This is a genomic window from Trinickia sp., from assembly GCF_035492435.1.
Taxonomy (GTDB): domain Bacteria; phylum Pseudomonadota; class Gammaproteobacteria; order Burkholderiales; family Burkholderiaceae; genus Trinickia.
In genome coordinates this window covers 1-19,587 of record NZ_DATJJF010000031.1, presented here as the reverse complement: position 1 = coordinate 19,587, position 19,587 = coordinate 1, and the positions used below count along the sequence as shown (strand labels likewise).

The window sequence follows — 19,587 nt, the reverse complement described above, 5'->3', positions numbered from 1 at the left end:
CGTGTACCTATTTGAACCTGTTGTCCTGACTACTCCACGTCTTATTTTGCGGCCGCTTCGTGACGAAGACGCACAGGCGCTGTTCGAGGTCTGGTCGGATGTGGACGCAATGCGCTATTTTTCATTTCCGGCAATGACTTGCCTTGATCAGGCAAGGGAGCGCGTTGCGTCTAAGCTGAGGCCGTCCGCCGCTAACGGTGAAACCCTGATTTGTGTTCTCGAGCTACGGGCAACCAGTGAAGTGCTTGGGGATTGCGCTCTCTTTCGTGCAGACGAGCAATGCCGGCGTGCGGAAATCGGCTTTAGTCTGCAACGCAAGTTTTGGGGAATGGGATATATGAGCGAAGCGGCTTCCGCCGTGATTGAGTACGCGTTTGACACGTTGAATTTGCGTCGAATCGAGGCGGATATCGACCCGCGCAATGTCGCCTCAGCGCGCCTTCTCGATCGGCTCGGATTTGTCCGTGAAGGACTGCTGCGTGAACGCTGGATAGTGGGTGATGAGGTGTCAGATAGCGCCCTGTACGGGCTACTCAAGAGTGATCGTCGACAACTCTGACATCAAGAAAAAACAAAGGTCCGGCCGCTCTCAGCGGGCCGGACCTGTGCTCTGTATAAGAGAGCGCTTAGAACGACGTACCGATCTGGAACTGGAACTTCTGGTACTGGTCGCCCGCATGCTTTGTGACTGGCAGAGCGAAGTCGAGCTTGAGCGGGCCAATCGGCGAAATCCACTCTAGGCCCATACCATAGCTGTAGCGCAAGCCGTTCGAGCCGGTCGAGCTGCCCTCGCTGCCCCAGACGTTACCACCGTCGAAGAACGTGAAGACGCGCAGCGTGCGGTCATAGCCAGTGCCAGGCAGCGGGAACGTGAGCTCGATATTGCCGACGATCATCTTCGAGCCGCCGATCGGGTCTCCCGTCGAGGTGTCGCGTGGCCCCAGCGATCCTGGCTCATAACCTCGAACCGAGCCGATACCGCCCGCATAGTAGTTTTCGAAGATTGGGTACGGATTGCCCTGGAGACCATTACCGTAACCGCCTTGGAAATTGAGCCCAAGCACGAAGCCGCGCGCGAACGAGTAGTAATACTGCGCCTGCACGTCGGCTTTGTAGAACGATACGCGCGTGAGCGGGCTGCTGTACTCGGCATTGGTCTGCACGTTGTACCCGCGGCTCGGCACAAGGGCGCTGTCACGCGTGTCACGCGACCAGCCCACCGTGAGCGGCACAACGTTCGACACTCGGCCGAACTGATTCACGTAGTCGATATAACTCTGCGGCGTCGTCGAATCGACATCGAGCCGGTACTGCTCGAAACCCGTTCCGAAGTAGACCATATCGGCTTCCGAAAACGGAATGCCAAACTTCAGGTCGCCACCGAGGTTGATGATCCGGAAACTCGTGTCGGTCGTGCTCGAGTAATACAGCGGCATCGTCGTCCGGTAATAGACGTCGGTGATGCGCTTGATACCGTCGATCGTGAAGTACGGATCGACCTGCGTGAGCGTCAGCGTGCGGTAAATCGTCGACGTATTGACGTTGAGCGAAAGGCTCGTCCCCGAACCGAAGACGTTGTCTTGCGAAATGCCAGCCGAAATGATCGGCCCTTCGCCCGATCCGTAGCCAAGACCCAGCGTAATGGAGCCCGTCGGCTTCTCGGTCACCTTCACGTCGACGTCGACTTCGTCAGTCGTTCCCGGCACAGGTGTCGTCGTCACGTCGACATCGGTGAAGTAGCCAAGGCGGTTGATGCGATCCTTCGAAAGCTGCAACCGGCTCGAATCGAACCATGCGCTTTCCATTTGACGCATCTCACGTCGAACCACCTCATCGCGCGTGCGCGTATTGCCGGTAATGTTCACGTGGCGCACATAGACGCGACGACCCGGCGTAACCTGCAGCGTCATCGCGACTTTATGGTGCTGCTGGTCGATATCAGGTTGTGCGTTAACCGTTGCAAACGCGTAGCCGTATTCACCCAGTTTGTCGACGATGGCCTTCGTCGAAGCCTGCAGCTGCTCGGCCGAAAACAGCTGACCCGGCTTGATCTTGATGAGCTTTTGCAACTCCGGCCCGCGATCAAGCAGATCCCCCGCGAGCTTGATGCTCGAGAGTCGATAGGGCTCGCCTTCATGTACCGTCAGCGTGAGGTACATGTCTTTCTTGTCCGGCGAGATCGAAACCTGCGTCGACTCAATATTGAACTCGAGATAACCCCGGTTCAGGTAGTACTGGCGAACGTGCTCGAGGTCCGTCGTCAGCTTGTCTTTCGAGTACAGATCGTTCTTCGTGTACCAGGAGAACCAGTTCGGCGTCGAAAGCTGCATCTCGTCGCGCAGCGTGCGCGTACTGAACACGCGATTGCCGACAAAATTCACTTGGCGAATCTTGGCGCTCGGCCCCTCTATCACGGAGAAAAGAATCGAGACGCGGTTCTGGTCGACAGGCGTCACGGTCGTCTTGACCTCGGCCGCGTAAAAACCGCGCGTCAGATACTGGCGCTTCAACTCCTGCTCGGCACGATCGACGAGCGCCTTATCGTAATAGCGGCCCTGCGCAAGGCCAACGCCGCTCAGTGCCTTGAGCAGCGCATCCTTTTCGAACTCGTGAAGTCCGCCAAAGTCGATTTCGGAAATAGCTGGCCGCTCGACGACATGAACGACGACCACGTCGTTATCGGTCGAGATACGAACGTCATTGAAAAAGCCCGTTTCGTAAAGGGCTCGAATTGCGTCGGAGGCTTTATCGTCGGTAAATGTGTCGCCCTGCTTGATCGGCAGGTACGAGAAAACGGTACTCGGCTCGATGCGCTGCAAGCCTTCGATACGAATATCACGCACGACGAACGACGCTTGAGCATGCGCCGAAGGCACGACGACCGCACCAAGGACGGCGGTGACCGCGGCACTCAGCGCTCTCGCAGCCGGCCGCCCTCTCTCGTGACGCCCGCGCGAGAAACGAATCTGCCACATGTCGAAGCTCCTGCAACCTATGCATGATGTCAAGAGTCCGACAGCTTAAGGGGTGCCCTCTTCGCAAGGATTACACAGACGTTACCATTATTACCATCCATTACTTTTGCAAGATTTGGCAAGATCTGAAAGCCCGATGCGCAACGCATTATTCAGGAAAGTGCAGGCAATGACGTGTGCAGGCGCCCTAAGGACAATCCACGTGGGCGCCGCATCCGCTTAACGCGTGCTTATACGGTGTAATCAAGTGCAACATGCTTGCGCGAAAAGTGGACTAATCTCGTTGCGCCAGCAGGCGCCCCCCACGGTGATCGCAACAATGCTCCCCGTGCCTCACGCCCATGCAACGATGGGTACCGACGATTGAAGGTTAGCTGATGTACTACCCCATGACGATTGAAGCGGTGACCGAATCGGACACCGATGCGGTGCAATTCTCGATCGACAATCGTTCATCACTCCTGCGCGCGAGCGACGTCGATACGCTGATTGAGCAACTCATACGCTTGCGCGCGGACATGAATCCCCCGCAACCGGCCAAGCCGTTTGTCGCGCATGATTACCCACTAGAGGTCGATCCTTGCTGGCAAGTGGAAAGAAGCCCGATGTACGACGGGCCTGTCCTGCTCATGCGGCATGCCGGCGCCGGCTGGATTGCGTACATGCTGACGCTGGCAAGCGTTGCTCAGCTTAGTGAGGTGTTATCGGAGCAACCGGCACTGACTGCGCCCGCCGACATGCTCGTCAACTGAAGTCGGTTTCAGTGCGATGTCGATATCCCGGTAATTGCGGCATATCTGCGCGCCATTATGCTTGTTCTGGCGCGTTGAACGCTTGATGCGACCAATCGGGCTTGACGGTTTTCCGTGCCGCCCCTAGCCGACCAGACCTAAATAAAACGCCACGCCGTTTATGCAAACGGCGTGGTAAAGCCGCCTGCCTCCGAGGACAAAAGTTGCATGCAGGCGGGACATGGAGCCCGAAGAAGGCCCATGCCTCCGAATCTTTTGCATCAGACTCAACTGCGAATCTAAACTCGCAGCGATTAAACGATCACTTCATCTACTCGCCGTCATGCGAGACCACCACTCTGCGCATTCCGAAACGAATACCACGAGCAAAGCGCGCTTTAAATAAAGTACCGAATGGCGAACGCAATCTGCAATGCAGCCCGTGACGCGCCTTGTCGAGGACGGCCGATTATCCAGCTCCAGTGCCGCACCAACAAAATGACGAAGGTGACGCGCAAATGACTGTTGGTGCGGAGAATACTCTAAATCCACCACGAAAGAAACCCCGATTTTCGACGATTCGCTGCATTTTAGGGCATCAGAAAAAACGAATTGTTTTTTCGCGATTACGTACGAATTACCGATTCCCGTATTGGGTATGCTCACAAACACAATCAATAACCCGTGGTCAACCCCGTCTTTTTGTTAAACCATCATTGAAACTTTATGGAAGGTTTTCCCGAAGACACGTCGCCAAGCATCACAAAATCGAGGCTCAAAGCCGTGGCCGGGCATGCGCTACAGCAAAAACAAAGCGCCCCGGGGCGATTGCCCCGGGGCGCTTCTCATTGGCTCGGTCGTTCAGTCAGATCGCGGTCAAAATCGACCTTCGATCAGCGCTCCGAGATGGGCTTCGCGTCACGTAGCGCGTGGCCCACGAAGAGCTGGCGCGGCCGACCGATCTTCTGCTCCTCATCGCCAATCATCTCGTTCCATTGCGCAATCCAGCCGACCGTACGGGCCATCGCAAAGATACAGGTGAACATCGAAGTCGGGATACCCAGCGCACGCTGGACGATGCCCGAATAAAAGTCGACGTTCGGGTACAGCTTGCGCGAGACGAAGTACTCGTCTTCAAGCGCGATCTTCTCGAGCTGCATCGCAAGCGCAAAGAGCGGATCGTCATGCAAGCCCAGCTCCTGCAGTACTTCGTAGCAGGTCTCACGCATGAGCTTCGCGCGCGGATCATAGTTCTTGTACACGCGGTGGCCAAAGCCCATCAGCTTCACGCCCGAGTTCTTGTCCTTGACCTGCTTGATGAACCCCGGAATGTTGTCGGGCGAGCCGATTTGCTCGAGCATATTGAGCGCCGCCTCGTTCGCACCGCCGTGCGCCGGGCCCCACAGACAAGCGATACCGGCCGCGACACACGCGAACGGATTGGCACCCGATGAGCCGGCAAGACGCACCGTGGACGTCGAGGCGTTTTGCTCGTGATCCGCGTGCAGAATGAGAATCCGATCCAGCGCGCGCACGAGCACGTCGTTGATCTGATATTCCTCGCAGGGGTTCGAGAACATCATGCGCATGAAGTTCGCGCTATACGAGAGGTCGTTCTTCGGATAAACGAACGGCTGCCCGATGCTGTACTTGTATGCCATCGCAACAAGAGTCGGCATTTTCGCGATCATCCGGATTGCGGAGATATCGCGGTGACGCGGATCGTTGATGTCGAGCGAATCGTGATAGAACGCCGACAGCGCGCCGACCGCCGCGACAAGTACGGCCATCGGATGCGCATCGCGTCGAAAGCCGCGGAAAAAGAACTGCATCTGCTCATGCACCATCGTATGCCGCATGAGCGTGCTCACAAACTCGGCTTTCTGAGATGCGTCCGGCAAATCGTCTTTGAGCAGCAAATAACAGGTTTCGGGGAAATCCGCGACTTTCGCAAGTTCTTCAATCGGATAACCACGGTACAACAACTCGCCCTTGTCTCCGTCGATGTACGTGATCGACGAGTTGCACGATGCCGTCGACATGAAGCCGGGGTCATACGTGAATTTGCCTGTTTGGCCGTAAAGCTTTCGGATATCGATGACGTCCGGGCCCAACGTGCCCTTGTAGATAGGCAGTTCGACGCTGGGCGAATTGTCGCTGAAGGACAGTGTGGCTTTGACATCTGACGGAGTCATAGCATCCTCAATCAAGTTGGTTTCCGGTCAAGCGCTAACAGCGCCCCATATGCAGCGCTCACACGGCGCGCAACAGCCCCAGCACCCGGATAACCGCCGGGTCGGAAAAATTGCCTTCCGGTTCCTTGCGAGCAAGAAGCAAGTCCATCAGGTCGTTGTCACCCAGCTCAAACAAGCGCGTAAGCGCGCCGACGTCATCGTCGCTGAGGTTATCTTCGTAACGGTTAAAAAACCGCTCGAAGATGAGGTCGTTCTCCAGCAAACCGCGCCGCGCGCGCCAGCGCAGGCGTGCGCGACGAAGCGGGTCCGACTGATGTGAGGTTTCATCCATCTTAAACAGTACGGCGCACCATCAGTTCTTTGATCTTGCCGATGGCCTTTGTTGGGTTGAGCCCCTTCGGGCAGACGTCGACGCAGTTCATGATCGAATGGCAACGGAAAAGCCGATAAGGGTCTTCCAGATTGTCCAAACGCTCCGCCGTCGCCTCATCGCGGCTGTCCGCAATGAAGCGATAGGCCTGCAAAAGGCCCGCCGGGCCGACGAACTTGTCTGGGTTCCACCAGAAGCTCGGGCACGACGTCGAACAGCTAGCGCACAGAATACACTCGTAGACGCCATCAAGCTCGTCTCGCTCCTCAGGCGACTGCAATCGCTCCTTTTCGGGCGGCGGCGTGTCGTTGATCAGGTACGGCTTGATCGAGTGGTACTGATTGAAGAAATGCGTCATGTCGACGATAAGATCGCGCACCACCGGAAGGCCGGGCAACGGACGCAGGACAATCTTGTGCGGCAGATCGTTCAGATTGGTGAGGCAAGCCAAACCGTTCTTGCCATTGATATTCATGGCGTCCGATCCGCACACGCCTTCGCGGCACGAGCGGCGGAACGAGAGCGTCTCGTCCATCGCCTTGAGCTTGACCAGCGCATCGAGCAGCATCCGCTCATGCTCGATATCAAGCTCATAGGTTTGCATCCGTGGCGCAGCGTCCTGGTCGGGGTCGTAGCGGTAGATCTCAAAAATGCGTTTTGCCATCTCTGCTGTCCTTGAATGAGCCGTCTCAGAACGTACGCGCCTTCGGCGGCACCGATTCCACCGTTAGCGGCGTCATGTGCACAGGCTTGTAGTCGAGCCGATCGCCTTCGCTGAACCACAGGGAGTGGCGCAGCCAATTCACGTCGTCGCGGTGCTCGTAGTCGCTGTGCGCATGCGCACCCCGGCTTTCCTTGCGCGCTTCGGCCGACACCATCGTTGCGCGCGCAACCTCGATCAGGTTGGCCAGTTCGAGCGCTTCCACGCGCGCCGTGTTAAAGACCTTCGATTTGTCCTTCAGATGAACGTGGCTGGCGCGCTCGGTCAGTTCCTTGACCTTGCTGACCCCTTCGGAAAGGAGCTTCGACGTGCGGAAAACCCCTGCGTGCGCCTGCATCGTCGAGCGGATATCGCCTGCGATCGCCTGCGTATATTCGCCAGAGCTCGAGCGGTCGAGCTTGTCGAGACGCGCGAGCGAAAAATCAGCCGCACCGGCCGGCAACGGCTTGTGCTCCTTGATTTCCTTCACGTGCTTGACGATGTGATTGCCAGCCGCGCGGCCGAACACGACGAGGTCAAGCAGCGAGTTGGTGCCGAGGCGGTTCGCACCATGCACCGAAACGCAGGAGCATTCACCCACCGCGTAGAAACCGTTGATCGGCTCCTCGTGGCCCTTCGGGGTGCCGACGACTTGACCATGGATGTTCGTCGGAATCCCACCCATCTGGTAATGGATGGTGGGCACCACAGGAATCGGCTCCTTGATGCAGTCGACATTCGCGAACTTCAACGCAATCTCGCGGATCGACGGCAGACGCTTCATGATCGTTTCAGCGCCGATATGAGAAAGGTCGAGCAGAACGTGATCCTTGTTCGGACCCACACCACGGCCTTCCTTGATTTCCTGGTCCATCGAGCGCGAAACGAAATCGCGCGGCGCCAGATCCTTGAGCGTCGGCGCGTAGCGCTCCATGAACCGTTCACCGTTGGCGTTGCGCAAGATGCCGCCTTCGCCGCGCACGCCTTCGGTGATGAGCACGCCAGCGCCTGCCACGCCCGTCGGATGAAATTGCCAGAATTCCATGTCCTCGAGCGCAATGCCCGCGCGAGCAGCCATGCCGAGGCCATCGCCCGTATTGATGAACGCGTTCGTCGACGCCGCGAAGATACGGCCGGCGCCGCCCGTGGCGAAGAGTGTGCATTTGCCTTCGAGAATGTAGACGTCACCCGTCTCCATTTCGAGCGCAGTCACGCCGAGCACATCGCCATCCGCATCGCGGATCAGGTCGAGCGCCATCCATTCGACAAAAAACTGCGTCTTCGCCGCGACGTTTTGTTGATAAAGCGTGTGCAACAGCGCGTGGCCGGTGCGGTCCGCAGCGGCGCAGGCGCGCTGTACGGGCTTTTCACCGTAGTTCGCGGTGTGGCCGCCGAACGGGCGCTGATAGATCGTGCCGTCGGCGTTGCGGTCAAACGGCATGCCGAAGTGCTCGAGCTCATAGACGACGTTCGGTGCCTCCCGGCACATGAACTCGATCGCATCCTGATCGCCGAGCCAGTCGGAACCTTTTACCGTATCGAAGAAATGGTAATGCCAGTTGTCTTCGCTCATGTTGCCGAGCGACGCACCAATGCCCCCTTGCGCGGCTACCGTGTGGGAGCGCGTAGGAAACACCTTTGAGAGCACACACACCGACAACCCCGCGCGCGCCAACTGCAGCGACGCACGCATCCCCGAACCACCCGCACCCACGATGACCACGTCAAAGCGGCGACGCGGCAGAGAATTCTTGATCGCAACCATTCTTTTACACTCTCCAGAGAATCTGTGCGGCGTAGCCTGCACAGCCGAGCAGCCAGACGATCGTCAGGGCCTGCAGGAAGAGCCGAATGCCGGTGGGCTTGATGTAATCCATCCAGATGTCGCGCACGCCAACCCACGCGTGATAAAGAAGCGCAAGCAGCGTAACGAACGTCGCGAGCTTCATCCACTGAGCGGCGAAGATGGACGCCCAACCGTCGTAGGAGAAATCGTGCGCGCCGAAAAACCAACCAAGCAGGATGACCGTGTACACAGCCATGATGACAGCAGTCACGCGCTGCGCGAGCCAGTCGCGCAAGCCGTAGTGTGCTCCGACGACAAGACGCTTCGATCCGATTCGATTGTTGGCTGCCATGTTTTTCAGAACACTCCGAACAGTTTGAGCGCGAACGCGATCGTCAATACCGACGAGGCGATGAACACGACGAAGGCCGTCTGCCGGCCGCCCTCCTTGCTGACAGCGCAGTGCAAATCCATGACGAGGTGACGGATGCCGGCGCAGAAGTGAAAGAGGAATGCCCAAGCGAGAACCAGCGCGATGAGCTTGACAACAATGTTGGAGAAGAACGACCGGAAGTCCTCAAAGGTCCGTACGGAAGTGAGGCTTTGATCGAAGAGGTAGAGCCAAAAGGGGAGAAAGAGAAACAGCAATGCACCGCTCACTCGATGCAAGATTGAGACGCGCCCTGCAGCAGGCAGACGATAAGCGGTCAAGATCTGACCGAGACCAATGTTCCGGTACTCAGGTCTCGTTTTTTTCACGGCTTCTGCCATTGCTAGACCCCTAACTTTAGTCAACCAACTTAACCGGCGGTGATTTTAACGCCTTTTCATACCGCAGCGCAGCGAAAAAGGCGCAAGAATCGTTGCGCAGGAAGGAAAAATGCTCCTTCCCCACGACTCCGGACAACGCGCGCTCGGCACGCGTCAGCAAGCCTTCAGCTCAAGTCGTTCTGATAGTAGTACCCCGTCGTGACATACCATCCACGACGCACTTCAACAGGCCGATCGCCGTACGTATAGGCGACGCGATCGACAGACAGCAAAGGAAACCCCTCGGGCACGCCGAGCAGCGCGGCAACGGCGGATTCGGCCGCCACAGCCCGGATTTTCTCGGAAGCGCGGATCATGCGTGTCCCGAACTCCGCTTCGAACATGGCATACATCGGCCCCTTGTACTCTGAGAGCCGCTCGAACGTGAGCCCTCGGAACATGGCACCCGGCAACCAGATTTCGTCAAATACGGTCGTCGCACCATCGAACTGCAACAAGCGCTTAATCTGGACTACAGGATCGGCCGGCTTGAGATCCAACTGACGCGCGATCTCGGCGGGCGCACGCAGGCGCCGGCACTCGAGCACCTTGCTCAAGTGCGGGTGCTCTGCGCCGTCATCGGCCAGCAATCTCAAAAAGCGGAAGTGGGCACGGTCCTCGTTGTGCGTTGCAACGAACGTGCCCTTACCTTGGCGGCGGACGACTAGGTTTTCGGCGGCCAGTTCATCGATGGCCTTCCTTACAGTGCCTTGACTGACTTTGTAGCGCGCGGCGAGCTCCACTTCGCTCGGGATGATCTCGCCCGGCTTCCACTCGCCCGCATCGAGGCTTTGCGTGATCAACCCCTTGATTTGCTGATAAAGCGGGCTGAACGTCGCCGCAGGCACGTTATCCCCCCCCTCGCCGGATGTGCCGCGAGGGTTGGCAGAGTTGGGCTGATTCGCATTCATGCCGCGCATTTCAACATAAAGGGGGCTTGTGCGTCCAGGGTATTTTACTCATCAATTCCTGTGTCTTATATAAGACATAAGACATAGTTGACTTTGATCTGACACCCTCCTAAACTGCGTCGCGGACAACGGTGTCGGGCGTGCTTGGCAAAGGGTTTCGCCCCGTAAACTCGACGTCTGACGGCAACGCGATTGATGCCTCCGAGGACCGAAAGGTCTTGCACGGATTATGCAATGGCACGAGGGCGCGTCGGGGCCGGCAGACGGTTGTTGGGCTTAAGCCTGCTCGAGTTCGCCAGCGAGCTTTCGCTTCCGCCCACGCTTTGCTTAACGCGCATAGAATGGCGTTTCCGCAAGCGTTAAGACGCCCCCAACGCATCAATATGCATCGTCCTGGAGAGTTCAATGGCTAAGCCCGTAAAACGCGTTGCCGTTACCGGCGCCGCAGGTCAAATCGGTTACTCGCTGCTCTTTCGCATCGCGAACGGCGACCTGCTAGGCAAGGATCAACCCGTCATCCTGCAGCTGCTCGATCTGCCGCAGGCGCAAGCCGCCGTCAAGGGCGTCGTGATGGAGCTCGAGGATTGCGCATTCCCGCTCCTGTCCGGCGTCGTCGTCACGGACGATCCGAAAGTCGCTTTCAAGGACGCCGACATCGCAATGCTCGTCGGTGCGCGTCCGCGCTCCAAGGGCATGGAGCGCAAGGATCTGCTGTCGGCCAACGCCGAGATCTTCACCGTGCAAGGCCGCGCACTTAACGAAGTGGCGAGCCGCGACGTCAAGGTGCTCGTCGTCGGCAACCCGGCCAACACGAACGCCTATATCGCAATGAAGTCGGCGCCCGATCTGCCGAAGAAAAACTTCACGGCGATGCTGCGCCTCGATCACAATCGCGCGCTGTCGCAGCTTGCAGCCAAGTCGAACAAGCCTGTCGCGTCGATCGAAAAACTGGCGGTGTGGGGCAACCACTCGCCGACGATGTACCCCGACTACCGGTTCGCCACGGCGGAAGGCCAAGCGGTTGCGAAGCTCATCAACGACGAAGAATGGAACCGCAACGTGTTCCTTCCGACGGTCGGCAAGCGCGGCGCCGCCATCATTGAGGCACGCGGCCTCTCTTCCGCTGCTTCGGCAGCTAATGCCGCCATCGACCACGTGCGCGACTGGGTGCTCGGCACCAACGGCAAGTGGGTCACGATGGGCGTGCCATCAGACGGCTCTTACGGCATCCCTGAAGACATCATCTACGGCGTGCCGGTGATTTGTGCAAACGGCGAGTACCAGCGCGTCACGGGTCTCGAAATCGACGCGTTCTCGCGCGAAAAAATGGATTTCACCTTGAAAGAGCTGCTCGAAGAGCGCGACGGCGTCCAGCACCTGCTCGGCTGACGCATGAGAGCCGGCCTTCCCTCTAACGAACAGAAGGCCGGCATCCCGATTTTGAAGCCGGACGGCCACACGCGCCTCGTCACATTGCATGTCGCCGCCCGCTGGCTTTGCTGTGGGCGTGACACACCGCTCGAACGTCGCCGGGACAGAAACGAGCGAACTGTGCGCCGATCCGTTTTTCTCGCGCGAACCGCGCCGCTCGAATCCATGCTGAGCGCCGCTCGTTCGAATTCCCCAACCTTGAACCTCTTTGACGCCGAAGATGCGCGCCCTCAGTCCCGCCGAAGTGCTGTTTGATGGCGAAGCACCGCCTGCGATGCTCCCTGTCTGCGATCACTATGCAGGCAGCGAGAAGCTGATGCTCAAATCGCTTGCTCTGCAAGCGCAACTGGGGCCTGTCTTCGATGTCACGCTCGATTGTGAAGATGGTGCCCAGGTCGGCCGAGAATCCGAACATGCGGAGCTTGTCGCATCGCTGATCGGCAGCGAGCATGACCGATTCGGTCGCGTCGGTGTGCGCGTTCACAGTTTCGACAATCCGCATTGGCGCGACGACGTACGCCTCATTTTGCGCGCCGCCAAACGCGCACCGGCCTACATCACATTGCCGAAGGTCCGCAGCGCGGCTGACGCCGCCGAGATGTGCGCCTTTATTGAAGGCACGCGCCGCGAGCTCGGCATCGCGAAACCGATTGCAGCGCACGCCTTGGTCGAAACGCACGGCGCACTGCTTGACGTTTTTCGGCTGGCAGCGCTGCCGAGCATCGAAGCGCTCTCGTTTGGCGTCATGGACTTCGTCTCCGCACACGATGGCGCGATTCCCGATACTGCCATGCGCTCACCGGGCCAGTTCGACCATCCGCTCGTACGGCGCGCGAAGCTTGAAATTGCCGCTGCCTGCCATGCGTATGGTCGCGCCCCCTCCCATAACGTGAGCACCGAAGTGCGCGACATGCAAGTCGTCGCAAGCGATGCCGCACGCGCGCGCGATGAGTTCGGCTACACGCGGATGTGGAGCATTCACCCGGCCCAAGTGCCTGTCATCGTCGCGGCCTTCGCCCCACGCGACGATGCCATAGAAACGGCGGCCGACATCCTGTTGGCCGCCCAAGCCGCACAATGGGGCCCGATACGCCACGGCGACACCCTGCATGATCGCGCGAGCTATCGCTACTATTGGTCCGTGTTGCGCCGGGCACGCGCGACGGGGAAAATGCTGCCCCCCGAAACGGCGCCGCTTTTCGGCACGGATCTCGACTCTCGAGGAGGAGTGGATGATCATGAGCGAAGCCGATAACGCAACAGCCAGTCCCTCGGGCTTCAAGCCCAAGAAATCTGTGGCGCTTTCCGGCGTAACGGCAGGCAATACAGCGTTGTGCACGGTCGGACGCACCGGGAACGATTTGCACTATCGCGGCTACGACATCCTCGATCTCGCCACCACCTGCGAGTTCGAGGAGATCGCCTACCTGCTGGTGCATGAAAAGCTGCCGACACAGGCCGAGCTCGCCGCCTACAAAACCAAGTTGAAAGCGCTGCGCGGGCTACCCGCCAACGTCAAAGCAGCGCTTGAATGGGTGCCGGCCGGCGCGCATCCGATGGACGTCATGCGCACGGGCGTTTCCGCGCTCGGTACCGTACTGCCGGAAAAGGACGACCATCACCTCGCCGGCGCACGCGAAATCGCGGACCGCCTGATGGCCTCGCTCGGCTCGATGCTGCTTTACTGGTACCACTATGCGCACAATGGCCGGCGCATCGAGGTCGAGACGGACGACGATTCGATCGGCGGCCACTTCCTGCACTTGCTGCACGGCAAGGAACCGCCCAAATCGTGGGTCGAAGCGATGCATACGTCGCTGAATCTTTACGCTGAACATGAATTCAACGCCTCGACCTTCACGGCTCGTGTGATTGCCGGCACCGGCTCGGACATCTACTCCGCCATCACGGGCGCGATTGGTGCGCTGCGTGGGCCGAAGCATGGCGGCGCCAACGAGGCAGCATTCGAGATCCAGTCGCGCTACACAACGCCTGACGAAGCGGAGGCAGACATTCGCCGCCGCGTTGAGATGAAAGAAGTCGTGATCGGCTTCGGTCACCCCGTCTACACGATCTCCGATCCGCGCAACAAGGTCATCAAGGAGGTGGCCCGCAAGCTGTCGCGGGACGCCGGCGACATGAAGCTTTTCGATATTGCCGAGCGTCTGGAATCGGTGATGTGGGAAGCGAAGAGGATGTTTCCCAACCTCGACTGGTTCAGCGCCGTTTCGTATCACAGAATGGGCGTGCCGACGGCGATGTTCACGCCGCTCTTCGTGATCTCGCGCACGTCGGGTTGGAGCGCACATATCATCGAGCAGCGCATCGACAACAAGATCATCCGGCCCAGCGCAAATTACACCGGCCCCGAAAGTATGAAGTTCGTACCGCTAAATAGGAGAAAATAGCGGCCGCCGCGCCGCCGCGTGAGAGGCGTGCGGCGCCTGAGGTCTGTGCCCTCGCATTGTGTGCGGCGGCGCCGACGGCTCGTTATTCCACTCACTGCTTCTAAACCGAAGGTCCGGGATTCCCAATGAAGAAATTGCTGATCGCAACCCTTATCGGCAGCATCGCCGCAACGATGTCGCTCGCCGCCAACGCGCAAACGACGCAACCCGCCGCGCCGGCGCATGCTTCAGCGGCACATGCCAAACAACCTGTCCATAAGAAAACGGCCAAGGCGCCCGCGCCCAAGCATCGGCTCGTCAAGCGTAAGTCCGAAGAATCCGTCGCTAAGATGGATCCGGTTCCGGAAGGCGCAGTCCGCTATACGTGCAGCGAAGGGCATTCGTTCGAACTCAAGGGCGACATGTCGCGCGATCAGATCGTGACCGTGCATTGGGCAAACAAGAACTACAGCTTGCCGCGCGAGTCGACGACGACGGGCGCACAGCGCTTTCACGACGCCGCATCGGGTCTTGATCTCGTCGTGATTCCGACCAAGGTAATGCTGTTCTCCGACAGCGACAGCTCGCGTCTTGCGGATGAGTGCAAGACGGCCGAGATGGCGCAAGGCGGGGCTGCAACGACGCAATCAAGCGCGCTGAAGGGTCAATAACCGCGCTTTAACCAAAGAGGCCACACGATGACCGCTCCGATCTCGAATGTCCGGCCCGAACCGGACCAGGTGCTTGTCGATATTGCCGACTATGTCCTCAATTCCGAGGTCACGAGCGCGCTTGCGCTCGACACGGCGCGCAATTGCCTGATCGACACACTCGGCTGCGGGCTCGAGGCGCTCTCCTATCCGGCCTGCACGAAGCTGCTCGGGCCCATCGTGCCGGGCACGATCGTGCCCAACGGTGCGAAAGTGCCCGGCACGCCATTCCAGCTCGATCCCGTGCAGGCCGCATTCAACATCGGCACGATGATCCGTTGGCTCGACTTCAACGACACTTGGCTCGCGGCCGAGTGGGGTCATCCGTCCGACAACCTCGGCGGTATTCTTGCGACCGCCGATTGGCTCTCGCGCAATGCCGTCGCCGCAGGTAAAGCGCCACTCGTCATGAAAGACGTATTGGTCGCGATGGTGAAGGCACACGAGATTCAGGGCGTCATCGCGCTCGAAAATTCGTTCAACAAAGTGGGCCTTGACCATGTGCTGCTCGTCAAGGTTGCCTCGACGGCCGTAGTGGGACGAATGCTCGGACTCTCGCGCGAGGAGATCATCAACGCGGTATCGCTCGCGTTCGTCGACGGTCACGCGCTGCGCACTTATCGTCACGCGCCGAACACGGGCTCGCGCAAGTCATGGGCCGCGGGCGACGCAACGTCTCGCGCCGTGCGGCTTGCGCTGATCGCGAAGACGGGCGAGATGGGCTACCCCTCGGTGTTGACGGCCAGGACTTGGGGCTTTTACGACGTACTTTTCAAATGCAACGCATTCAAGTTTCAGCGACCGTACGGCTCGTACGTCATGGAGAACGTGCTTTTCAAGATTTCGTTCCCCGCTGAATTTCATGCACAAACTGCCGTCGAAGCAGCCATGACAATTCATGGCCTATTGAAGGCAAAAGGCAAAACAGCCGAGAACATTGCGAAAATCACCATTCGCACGCATGAAGCGGCCATTCGGATCATCGATAAAAAAGGGCCCCTCGATAATCCAGCCGACCGCGATCACTGCATTCAGTACATGGTTGCCGTGCCCCTACTTTTCGGACGGCTGACGGCCGCCGATTACGAAGACGCTGTGGCCGCCGATCCTCGCATCGACGCGCTGCGCGCCAAGATGACCTGTTTCGAAGACACGCAGTTCACACACGATTATCACGATCCCGACAAACGCTCGATTGCGAACGCGCTCGCTGTGGAGCTCGACGACGGCACTACGCTCGAGGAAGTCGTGGTCGAATACCCGATCGGCCACAAGCGCCGGCGCGCGGACGGTATTCCATTGCTCGTCGACAAGTTCCGAACGAACCTCGCGCGGCGCTTTCCGGCCAAGCAGCAGCAAGCGATTCTCGATGTCTCGCTCGATCAGGTACAGCTTGAAACGATGCCGGTCAATGAATACGTCGACCTCTATGTGATCTAGCATTCAAAGTACATCGAAAGACACCCATACGGTTTCGGTTTCAGACACGCATCAAGATCGTTCGAGATTTGATCCTCGCTCCATTCCTAGGAAAAACCATGGTCCACAACCTCCACAAAACACTTAAGGAATTCGATAGCGGTAGCGGCAAAGGCAAGCTGTATTCGCTGCCCGCGCTCGGCAAAGCACTGAACGTCAAAATCGAGCGCCTGCCGGTGTCGATCCGTATCGTTCTCGAATCGGTGCTGCGCAACTTCGACGGCAAAAAGGTTTCCGAAGAGCACGTTGCGCAACTCGCGAACTGGAAGCCCAATGCACCCCGCGTCGACGAAATTCCGTTCGTCGTTTCGCGTGTCGTGCTGCAGGACTTCACGGGCGTTCCGCTGCTCGCCGACATCGCGGCCATGCGCGGCGTAGCACAGCGCATGGACAAAAATCCGAAGCTCATCGAGCCGCTCGTGCCCGTGGATCTCGTGGTCGACCATTCCGTGCAGGTGGACTACTTCCGTCAGCCGGATGCCCTTGACCTCAACATGAAGCTCGAATTTCAGCGCAACAACGAGCGCTATCAGTTCATGAAATGGGGCATGCAAGCGTTCGATACGTTCAAGGTGGTACCACCGGGCGTCGGGATCGTGCACCAAGTCAACTTGGAATATCTGGCGCGCGGCGTACATAAGAAGGCAGAAAACGGGGACACCGTCTATTACCCCGACACGCTCGTGGGTACCGATAGTCATACAACGATGATCAACGGTATCGGCGTCGTCGGCTGGGGCGTGGGCGGCATTGAAGCTGAAGCCGGCATGCTCGGCCAGCCCGTCTACTTCCTGACCCCGGATGTGGTGGGCGTCGAGCTCAAGGGGCGGCTGCGCGAAGGCGTCACGGCAACAGATCTCGTGCTCACGATCACCGAACTGCTGCGCAAAGAAAAGGTCGTCGGCAAGTTCGTCGAATTCTTTGGCGAAGGCACGGCCTCGCTTTCCGTGCCGGATCGCGCGACGATCGGCAACATGGCGCCCGAGTATGGGGCGACGATGGGCTTCTTCCCTGTCGATGAGAAGACCATCGGTTTCTTCGAGGGCACCGGCCGCACCGACGCCGAAATCGCCGCTTTCGAAGGCTACTTCAAAGCCCAGGAACTCTTTGGCATTCCGAATACGGGCGAAATCGACTACACGAAGGTCGTCACGCTCGACCTCGCCACCGTCGCACCATCGCTGGCCGGCCCGAAACGTCCGCAGGACCGCATTGAAATCGGGTATGTCAAATCGACGTTCACCGAGCTGTTTTCGAAGCCCGTCAGCGAAAACGGCTTTGCCAAGAAGCCTGCGGATCTCGACGCGGAGTACGAAACGTCGAACGGCGTTAAGCTGAAAAACGGCGACGTTCTGATTGCCGCCATCACTTCGTGCACAAACACCTCGAACCCGAGCGTGCTGCTTGCGGCGGGCTTGCTCGCGAAGAAGGCGGTTGAAGCCGGCCTCACCGTTGCGCCGCACATCAAGACGTCGCTGGCGCCGGGATCGCGCATCGTCACGGACTACCTGACCAAGACGGGCCTTATGCCGTATCTCTCGCAACTCGGCTTCGAGCTTGCCGCATACGGGTGCACCACCTGCATCGGCAACGCCGGGGATCTCACGCCCGAGCTCAACGATGCGATTACGAACAACGATGTCGTTGCCGCGGCCGTGCTGTCCGGTAACCGAAATTTCGAAGCGCGAATCCATCCGAACATCCGCGCGAACTTCCTTGCATCGCCGCCGCTCGTCGTGGCCTACGCCATCGCGGGCACGATGACGCGCGATCTCATGACGGAACCCGTCGGTCAAGGCAAGGACGGCACGGACATTTATCTTGGCGATATCTGGCCGTCGAGCGATGAAGTCCATGCGCTGCTGAAGTACGCGCTCAATGCGGAGACCTTCCGCAGCAACTATTCGCAGCTGACGCAGAAAGGCGATCTCTGGAGCAAGATCGAGGGTGCGGAAGGACAAGTCTACGACTGGCCGAAATCGACTTACATCGCAGAGCCGCCGTTTTTTGGGGAGCAGTTTTCGATGCAGCCGTCGGACGCCATTCCGACCATCGAGGGCGCTCGTGCGCTTGGCGTGTTTGGCGATTCGGTCACGACCGACCACATCAGCCCAGCGGGCTCGATCAAGGAAGATTCGCCGGCGGGCAAGTGGCTCAAGGCCAATGGCGTACAGAAGGCTGACTTCAACAGTTACGGTTCGCGCCGCGGCAATCATGACGTGATGATGCGCGGCACGTTCGCAAACGTGCGCATCAAGAACCTGATGATTCCGTCGAAGGCGGACGGCACGCGGGTCGAAGGCGGGCTGACGATGCACCAGCCGAGCGGCGAGCAGATGCCGATTTACGATGCGGCCATGAAGTACATCGAAGCAGGCACACCGACCATCGTGTTCGCCGGCGAAGAGTACGGCACCGGCTCCTCACGCGACTGGGCTGCCAAGGGCACGCAACTGCTCGGGGTAAAGGCCGTGGTTGCACGCAGCTTCGAGCGGATCCACCGTTCCAATCTTGTCGGCATGGGCGTGTTGCCTTTGCAGTTCAAGGGTTCGGACAGCGTCCAGTCGCTCGGCATCACGGGCGAGGAAACGTTCGACATCGAGGGCCTCAGCGACGATTTCAAGCCACAGCAGGAAGTCACGCTGGTGATCAATCGCAAGGATGGCGGGTCGCAACGCTTGCCGGTGCTGCTGCGCATCGATACGCCGATTGAAGTCGACTACTACAAGCACGGTGGGATTTTGCCGTTCGTGCTGCGCTCACTGCTCGCGGCGTAAGCGCACGCTTTCTCGTCGCAGGCAAGCCGAAAGCCCAGTTCCTTGCTGGGCTGATGAGATGGTTCCCCCACCCTACACGCGGATTCCGCTGTAGGGTGTTTTCCTTTCTGGAGAGCCATCCTGCAAGACGTGACGCTGGCTGGAATCAATCTGCGCGGGCCGCGCAAACTGATCAATCAATCTGTTTGGCGCGGTCGGGATTTGCGACGGCCGCGACAAGCTCGTCGCGAGCAGCTTGATATGACGGACTATGTAGCCCGTTGAGCAAGGCCGCTTCGACGATCGGCAGCCTTCTCGGCGTCGCCGACTCTTGTTGATGAAACGG

16 protein-coding genes are annotated in these 19,587 nt (G+C 59.0%); 8 read left to right on the top strand and 8 right to left on the bottom strand.

What is annotated here, in order from left to right:
* The first annotated feature begins 1 nt into the window (after position 1).
* Positions 2 to 559, top strand: a complete 558-nt coding sequence (locus VL598_RS02900) for a GNAT family N-acetyltransferase (protein ID WP_325325202.1) — start codon at positions 2 to 4, stop codon at positions 557 to 559.
* Positions 560 to 626: 67 nt separating this feature from the next.
* Here VL598_RS02900 and bamA read toward each other — a convergent pair whose 3' ends face one another.
* Entirely contained in the window at positions 627 to 2,975 is a 2,349-nt protein-coding gene (gene bamA, locus VL598_RS02895) for an outer membrane protein assembly factor BamA (RefSeq protein ID WP_325325201.1), read from the bottom strand.
* A gap of 377 nt (positions 2,976 to 3,352) precedes the next feature.
* On the opposite strand from bamA, the gene VL598_RS02890 reads away from it, so the two are divergent.
* Positions 3,353 to 3,727 (top strand): hypothetical protein, encoded by a 375-nt coding sequence (locus tag VL598_RS02890; protein ID WP_325325200.1) that lies wholly within the window; start codon positions 3,353 to 3,355, stop codon positions 3,725 to 3,727.
* A gap of 872 nt (positions 3,728 to 4,599) precedes the next feature.
* Here the strand turns inward: VL598_RS02890 and gltA are convergent.
* From gltA to VL598_RS02855, 7 genes are all read right to left on the bottom strand, one after another.
* Positions 4,600 to 5,901, bottom strand: a complete 1,302-nt coding sequence (gene gltA, locus VL598_RS02885) for a citrate synthase (protein ID WP_325325199.1) — start codon at positions 5,899 to 5,901, stop codon at positions 4,600 to 4,602.
* A 58-nt stretch (positions 5,902 to 5,959) separates the two neighbouring features.
* Positions 5,960 to 6,232, bottom strand: a complete 273-nt coding sequence (locus tag VL598_RS02880) for a succinate dehydrogenase assembly factor 2 (RefSeq protein ID WP_325325198.1) — start codon at positions 6,230 to 6,232, stop codon at positions 5,960 to 5,962.
* Position 6,233: 1 nt separating this feature from the next.
* Positions 6,234 to 6,935: a succinate dehydrogenase iron-sulfur subunit gene (locus VL598_RS02875; RefSeq protein ID WP_325325197.1), complete on the bottom strand. Its 702-nt coding sequence runs from the start codon at positions 6,933 to 6,935 to the stop codon at positions 6,234 to 6,236.
* 25 nt (positions 6,936 to 6,960) lie between these two features.
* Positions 6,961 to 8,736, bottom strand: a complete 1,776-nt coding sequence (gene sdhA / locus VL598_RS02870) for a succinate dehydrogenase flavoprotein subunit (protein ID WP_325325196.1) — start codon at positions 8,734 to 8,736, stop codon at positions 6,961 to 6,963.
* 4 nt (positions 8,737 to 8,740) lie between these two features.
* Positions 8,741 to 9,109, bottom strand: a complete 369-nt coding sequence (gene sdhD / locus VL598_RS02865; RefSeq protein ID WP_325325195.1) for a succinate dehydrogenase, hydrophobic membrane anchor protein — start codon at positions 9,107 to 9,109, stop codon at positions 8,741 to 8,743.
* 5 nt (positions 9,110 to 9,114) lie between these two features.
* Positions 9,115 to 9,528 (bottom strand): succinate dehydrogenase, cytochrome b556 subunit, encoded by a 414-nt coding sequence (sdhC, locus tag VL598_RS02860; protein ID WP_325325194.1) that lies wholly within the window; start codon positions 9,526 to 9,528, stop codon positions 9,115 to 9,117.
* Positions 9,529 to 9,692: 164 nt separating this feature from the next.
* Positions 9,693 to 10,478, bottom strand: a complete 786-nt coding sequence (locus VL598_RS02855; protein ID WP_325325193.1) for a GntR family transcriptional regulator — start codon at positions 10,476 to 10,478, stop codon at positions 9,693 to 9,695.
* Positions 10,479 to 10,883: 405 nt separating this feature from the next.
* Between VL598_RS02855 and VL598_RS02850 the strand changes: the two genes are divergently transcribed.
* The 6 genes from VL598_RS02850 to acnA all read left to right on the top strand — a co-directional run bounded on the left by VL598_RS02850 (position 10,884) and on the right by acnA (position 19,262).
* Positions 10,884 to 11,867: a malate dehydrogenase gene (locus VL598_RS02850; protein WP_325325192.1), complete on the top strand. Its 984-nt coding sequence runs from the start codon at positions 10,884 to 10,886 to the stop codon at positions 11,865 to 11,867.
* Between the two features lie 262 nt (positions 11,868 to 12,129).
* Positions 12,130 to 13,164, top strand: a complete 1,035-nt coding sequence (locus tag VL598_RS02845) for an HpcH/HpaI aldolase/citrate lyase family protein (protein WP_325325191.1) — start codon at positions 12,130 to 12,132, stop codon at positions 13,162 to 13,164.
* A complete protein-coding gene (gene prpC, locus VL598_RS02840; RefSeq protein WP_325325190.1) occupies positions 13,148 to 14,317 on the top strand; it encodes a bifunctional 2-methylcitrate synthase/citrate synthase in 1,170 nt (389 codons plus the stop codon). The genes VL598_RS02845 and prpC overlap by 17 nt, the downstream gene beginning before the upstream one ends.
* A 125-nt stretch (positions 14,318 to 14,442) precedes the next feature.
* On the top strand, positions 14,443 to 14,967 hold the full coding sequence (locus tag VL598_RS02835; RefSeq protein ID WP_325325189.1) for a hypothetical protein: 525 nt from the start codon (positions 14,443 to 14,445) through the stop codon (positions 14,965 to 14,967).
* A gap of 27 nt (positions 14,968 to 14,994) precedes the next feature.
* The gene (locus VL598_RS02830; protein ID WP_325325188.1) at positions 14,995 to 16,446 is read left to right on the top strand and encodes a bifunctional 2-methylcitrate dehydratase/aconitate hydratase; all 1,452 of its coding nucleotides are present in this window, start codon (positions 14,995 to 14,997) and stop codon (positions 16,444 to 16,446) included.
* Between the two features lie 98 nt (positions 16,447 to 16,544).
* The gene (gene acnA / locus VL598_RS02825) at positions 16,545 to 19,262 is read left to right on the top strand and encodes an aconitate hydratase AcnA (RefSeq protein ID WP_325325187.1); all 2,718 of its coding nucleotides are present in this window, start codon (positions 16,545 to 16,547) and stop codon (positions 19,260 to 19,262) included.
* The last annotated feature ends 325 nt before the right edge of the window (positions 19,263 to 19,587 follow it).

Bases quoted from the DNA above. Each gene is read 5' to 3' on its own strand.
- bamA (WP_325325201.1), bottom strand. From the start codon at position 2,975: ATGTGGCAGATTCGTTTCTCGCGCGGGCGTCACGAGAGAGGGCGGCCG.
- VL598_RS02890 (WP_325325200.1), top strand. From the start codon at position 3,353: ATGTACTACCCCATGACGATTGAAGCGGTGACCGAATCGGACACCGAT.
- gltA (WP_325325199.1), bottom strand. From the start codon at position 5,901: ATGACTCCGTCAGATGTCAAAGCCACACTGTCCTTCAGCGACAATTCG.
- VL598_RS02880 (WP_325325198.1), bottom strand. From the start codon at position 6,232: ATGGATGAAACCTCACATCAGTCGGACCCGCTTCGTCGCGCACGCCTG.
- VL598_RS02875 (WP_325325197.1), bottom strand. From the start codon at position 6,935: ATGGCAAAACGCATTTTTGAGATCTACCGCTACGACCCCGACCAGGAC.
- sdhA (WP_325325196.1), bottom strand. From the start codon at position 8,736: ATGGTTGCGATCAAGAATTCTCTGCCGCGTCGCCGCTTTGACGTGGTC.
- sdhD (WP_325325195.1), bottom strand. From the start codon at position 9,109: ATGGCAGCCAACAATCGAATCGGATCGAAGCGTCTTGTCGTCGGAGCA.
- sdhC (WP_325325194.1), bottom strand. From the start codon at position 9,528: ATGGCAGAAGCCGTGAAAAAAACGAGACCTGAGTACCGGAACATTGGT.
- VL598_RS02855 (WP_325325193.1), bottom strand. From the start codon at position 10,478: ATGAATGCGAATCAGCCCAACTCTGCCAACCCTCGCGGCACATCCGGC.
- VL598_RS02850 (WP_325325192.1), top strand. From the start codon at position 10,884: ATGGCTAAGCCCGTAAAACGCGTTGCCGTTACCGGCGCCGCAGGTCAA.
- VL598_RS02845 (WP_325325191.1), top strand. From the start codon at position 12,130: ATGCGCGCCCTCAGTCCCGCCGAAGTGCTGTTTGATGGCGAAGCACCG.
- prpC (WP_325325190.1), top strand. From the start codon at position 13,148: ATGAGCGAAGCCGATAACGCAACAGCCAGTCCCTCGGGCTTCAAGCCC.
- VL598_RS02835 (WP_325325189.1), top strand. From the start codon at position 14,443: ATGAAGAAATTGCTGATCGCAACCCTTATCGGCAGCATCGCCGCAACG.
- VL598_RS02830 (WP_325325188.1), top strand. From the start codon at position 14,995: ATGACCGCTCCGATCTCGAATGTCCGGCCCGAACCGGACCAGGTGCTT.
- acnA (WP_325325187.1), top strand. From the start codon at position 16,545: ATGGTCCACAACCTCCACAAAACACTTAAGGAATTCGATAGCGGTAGC.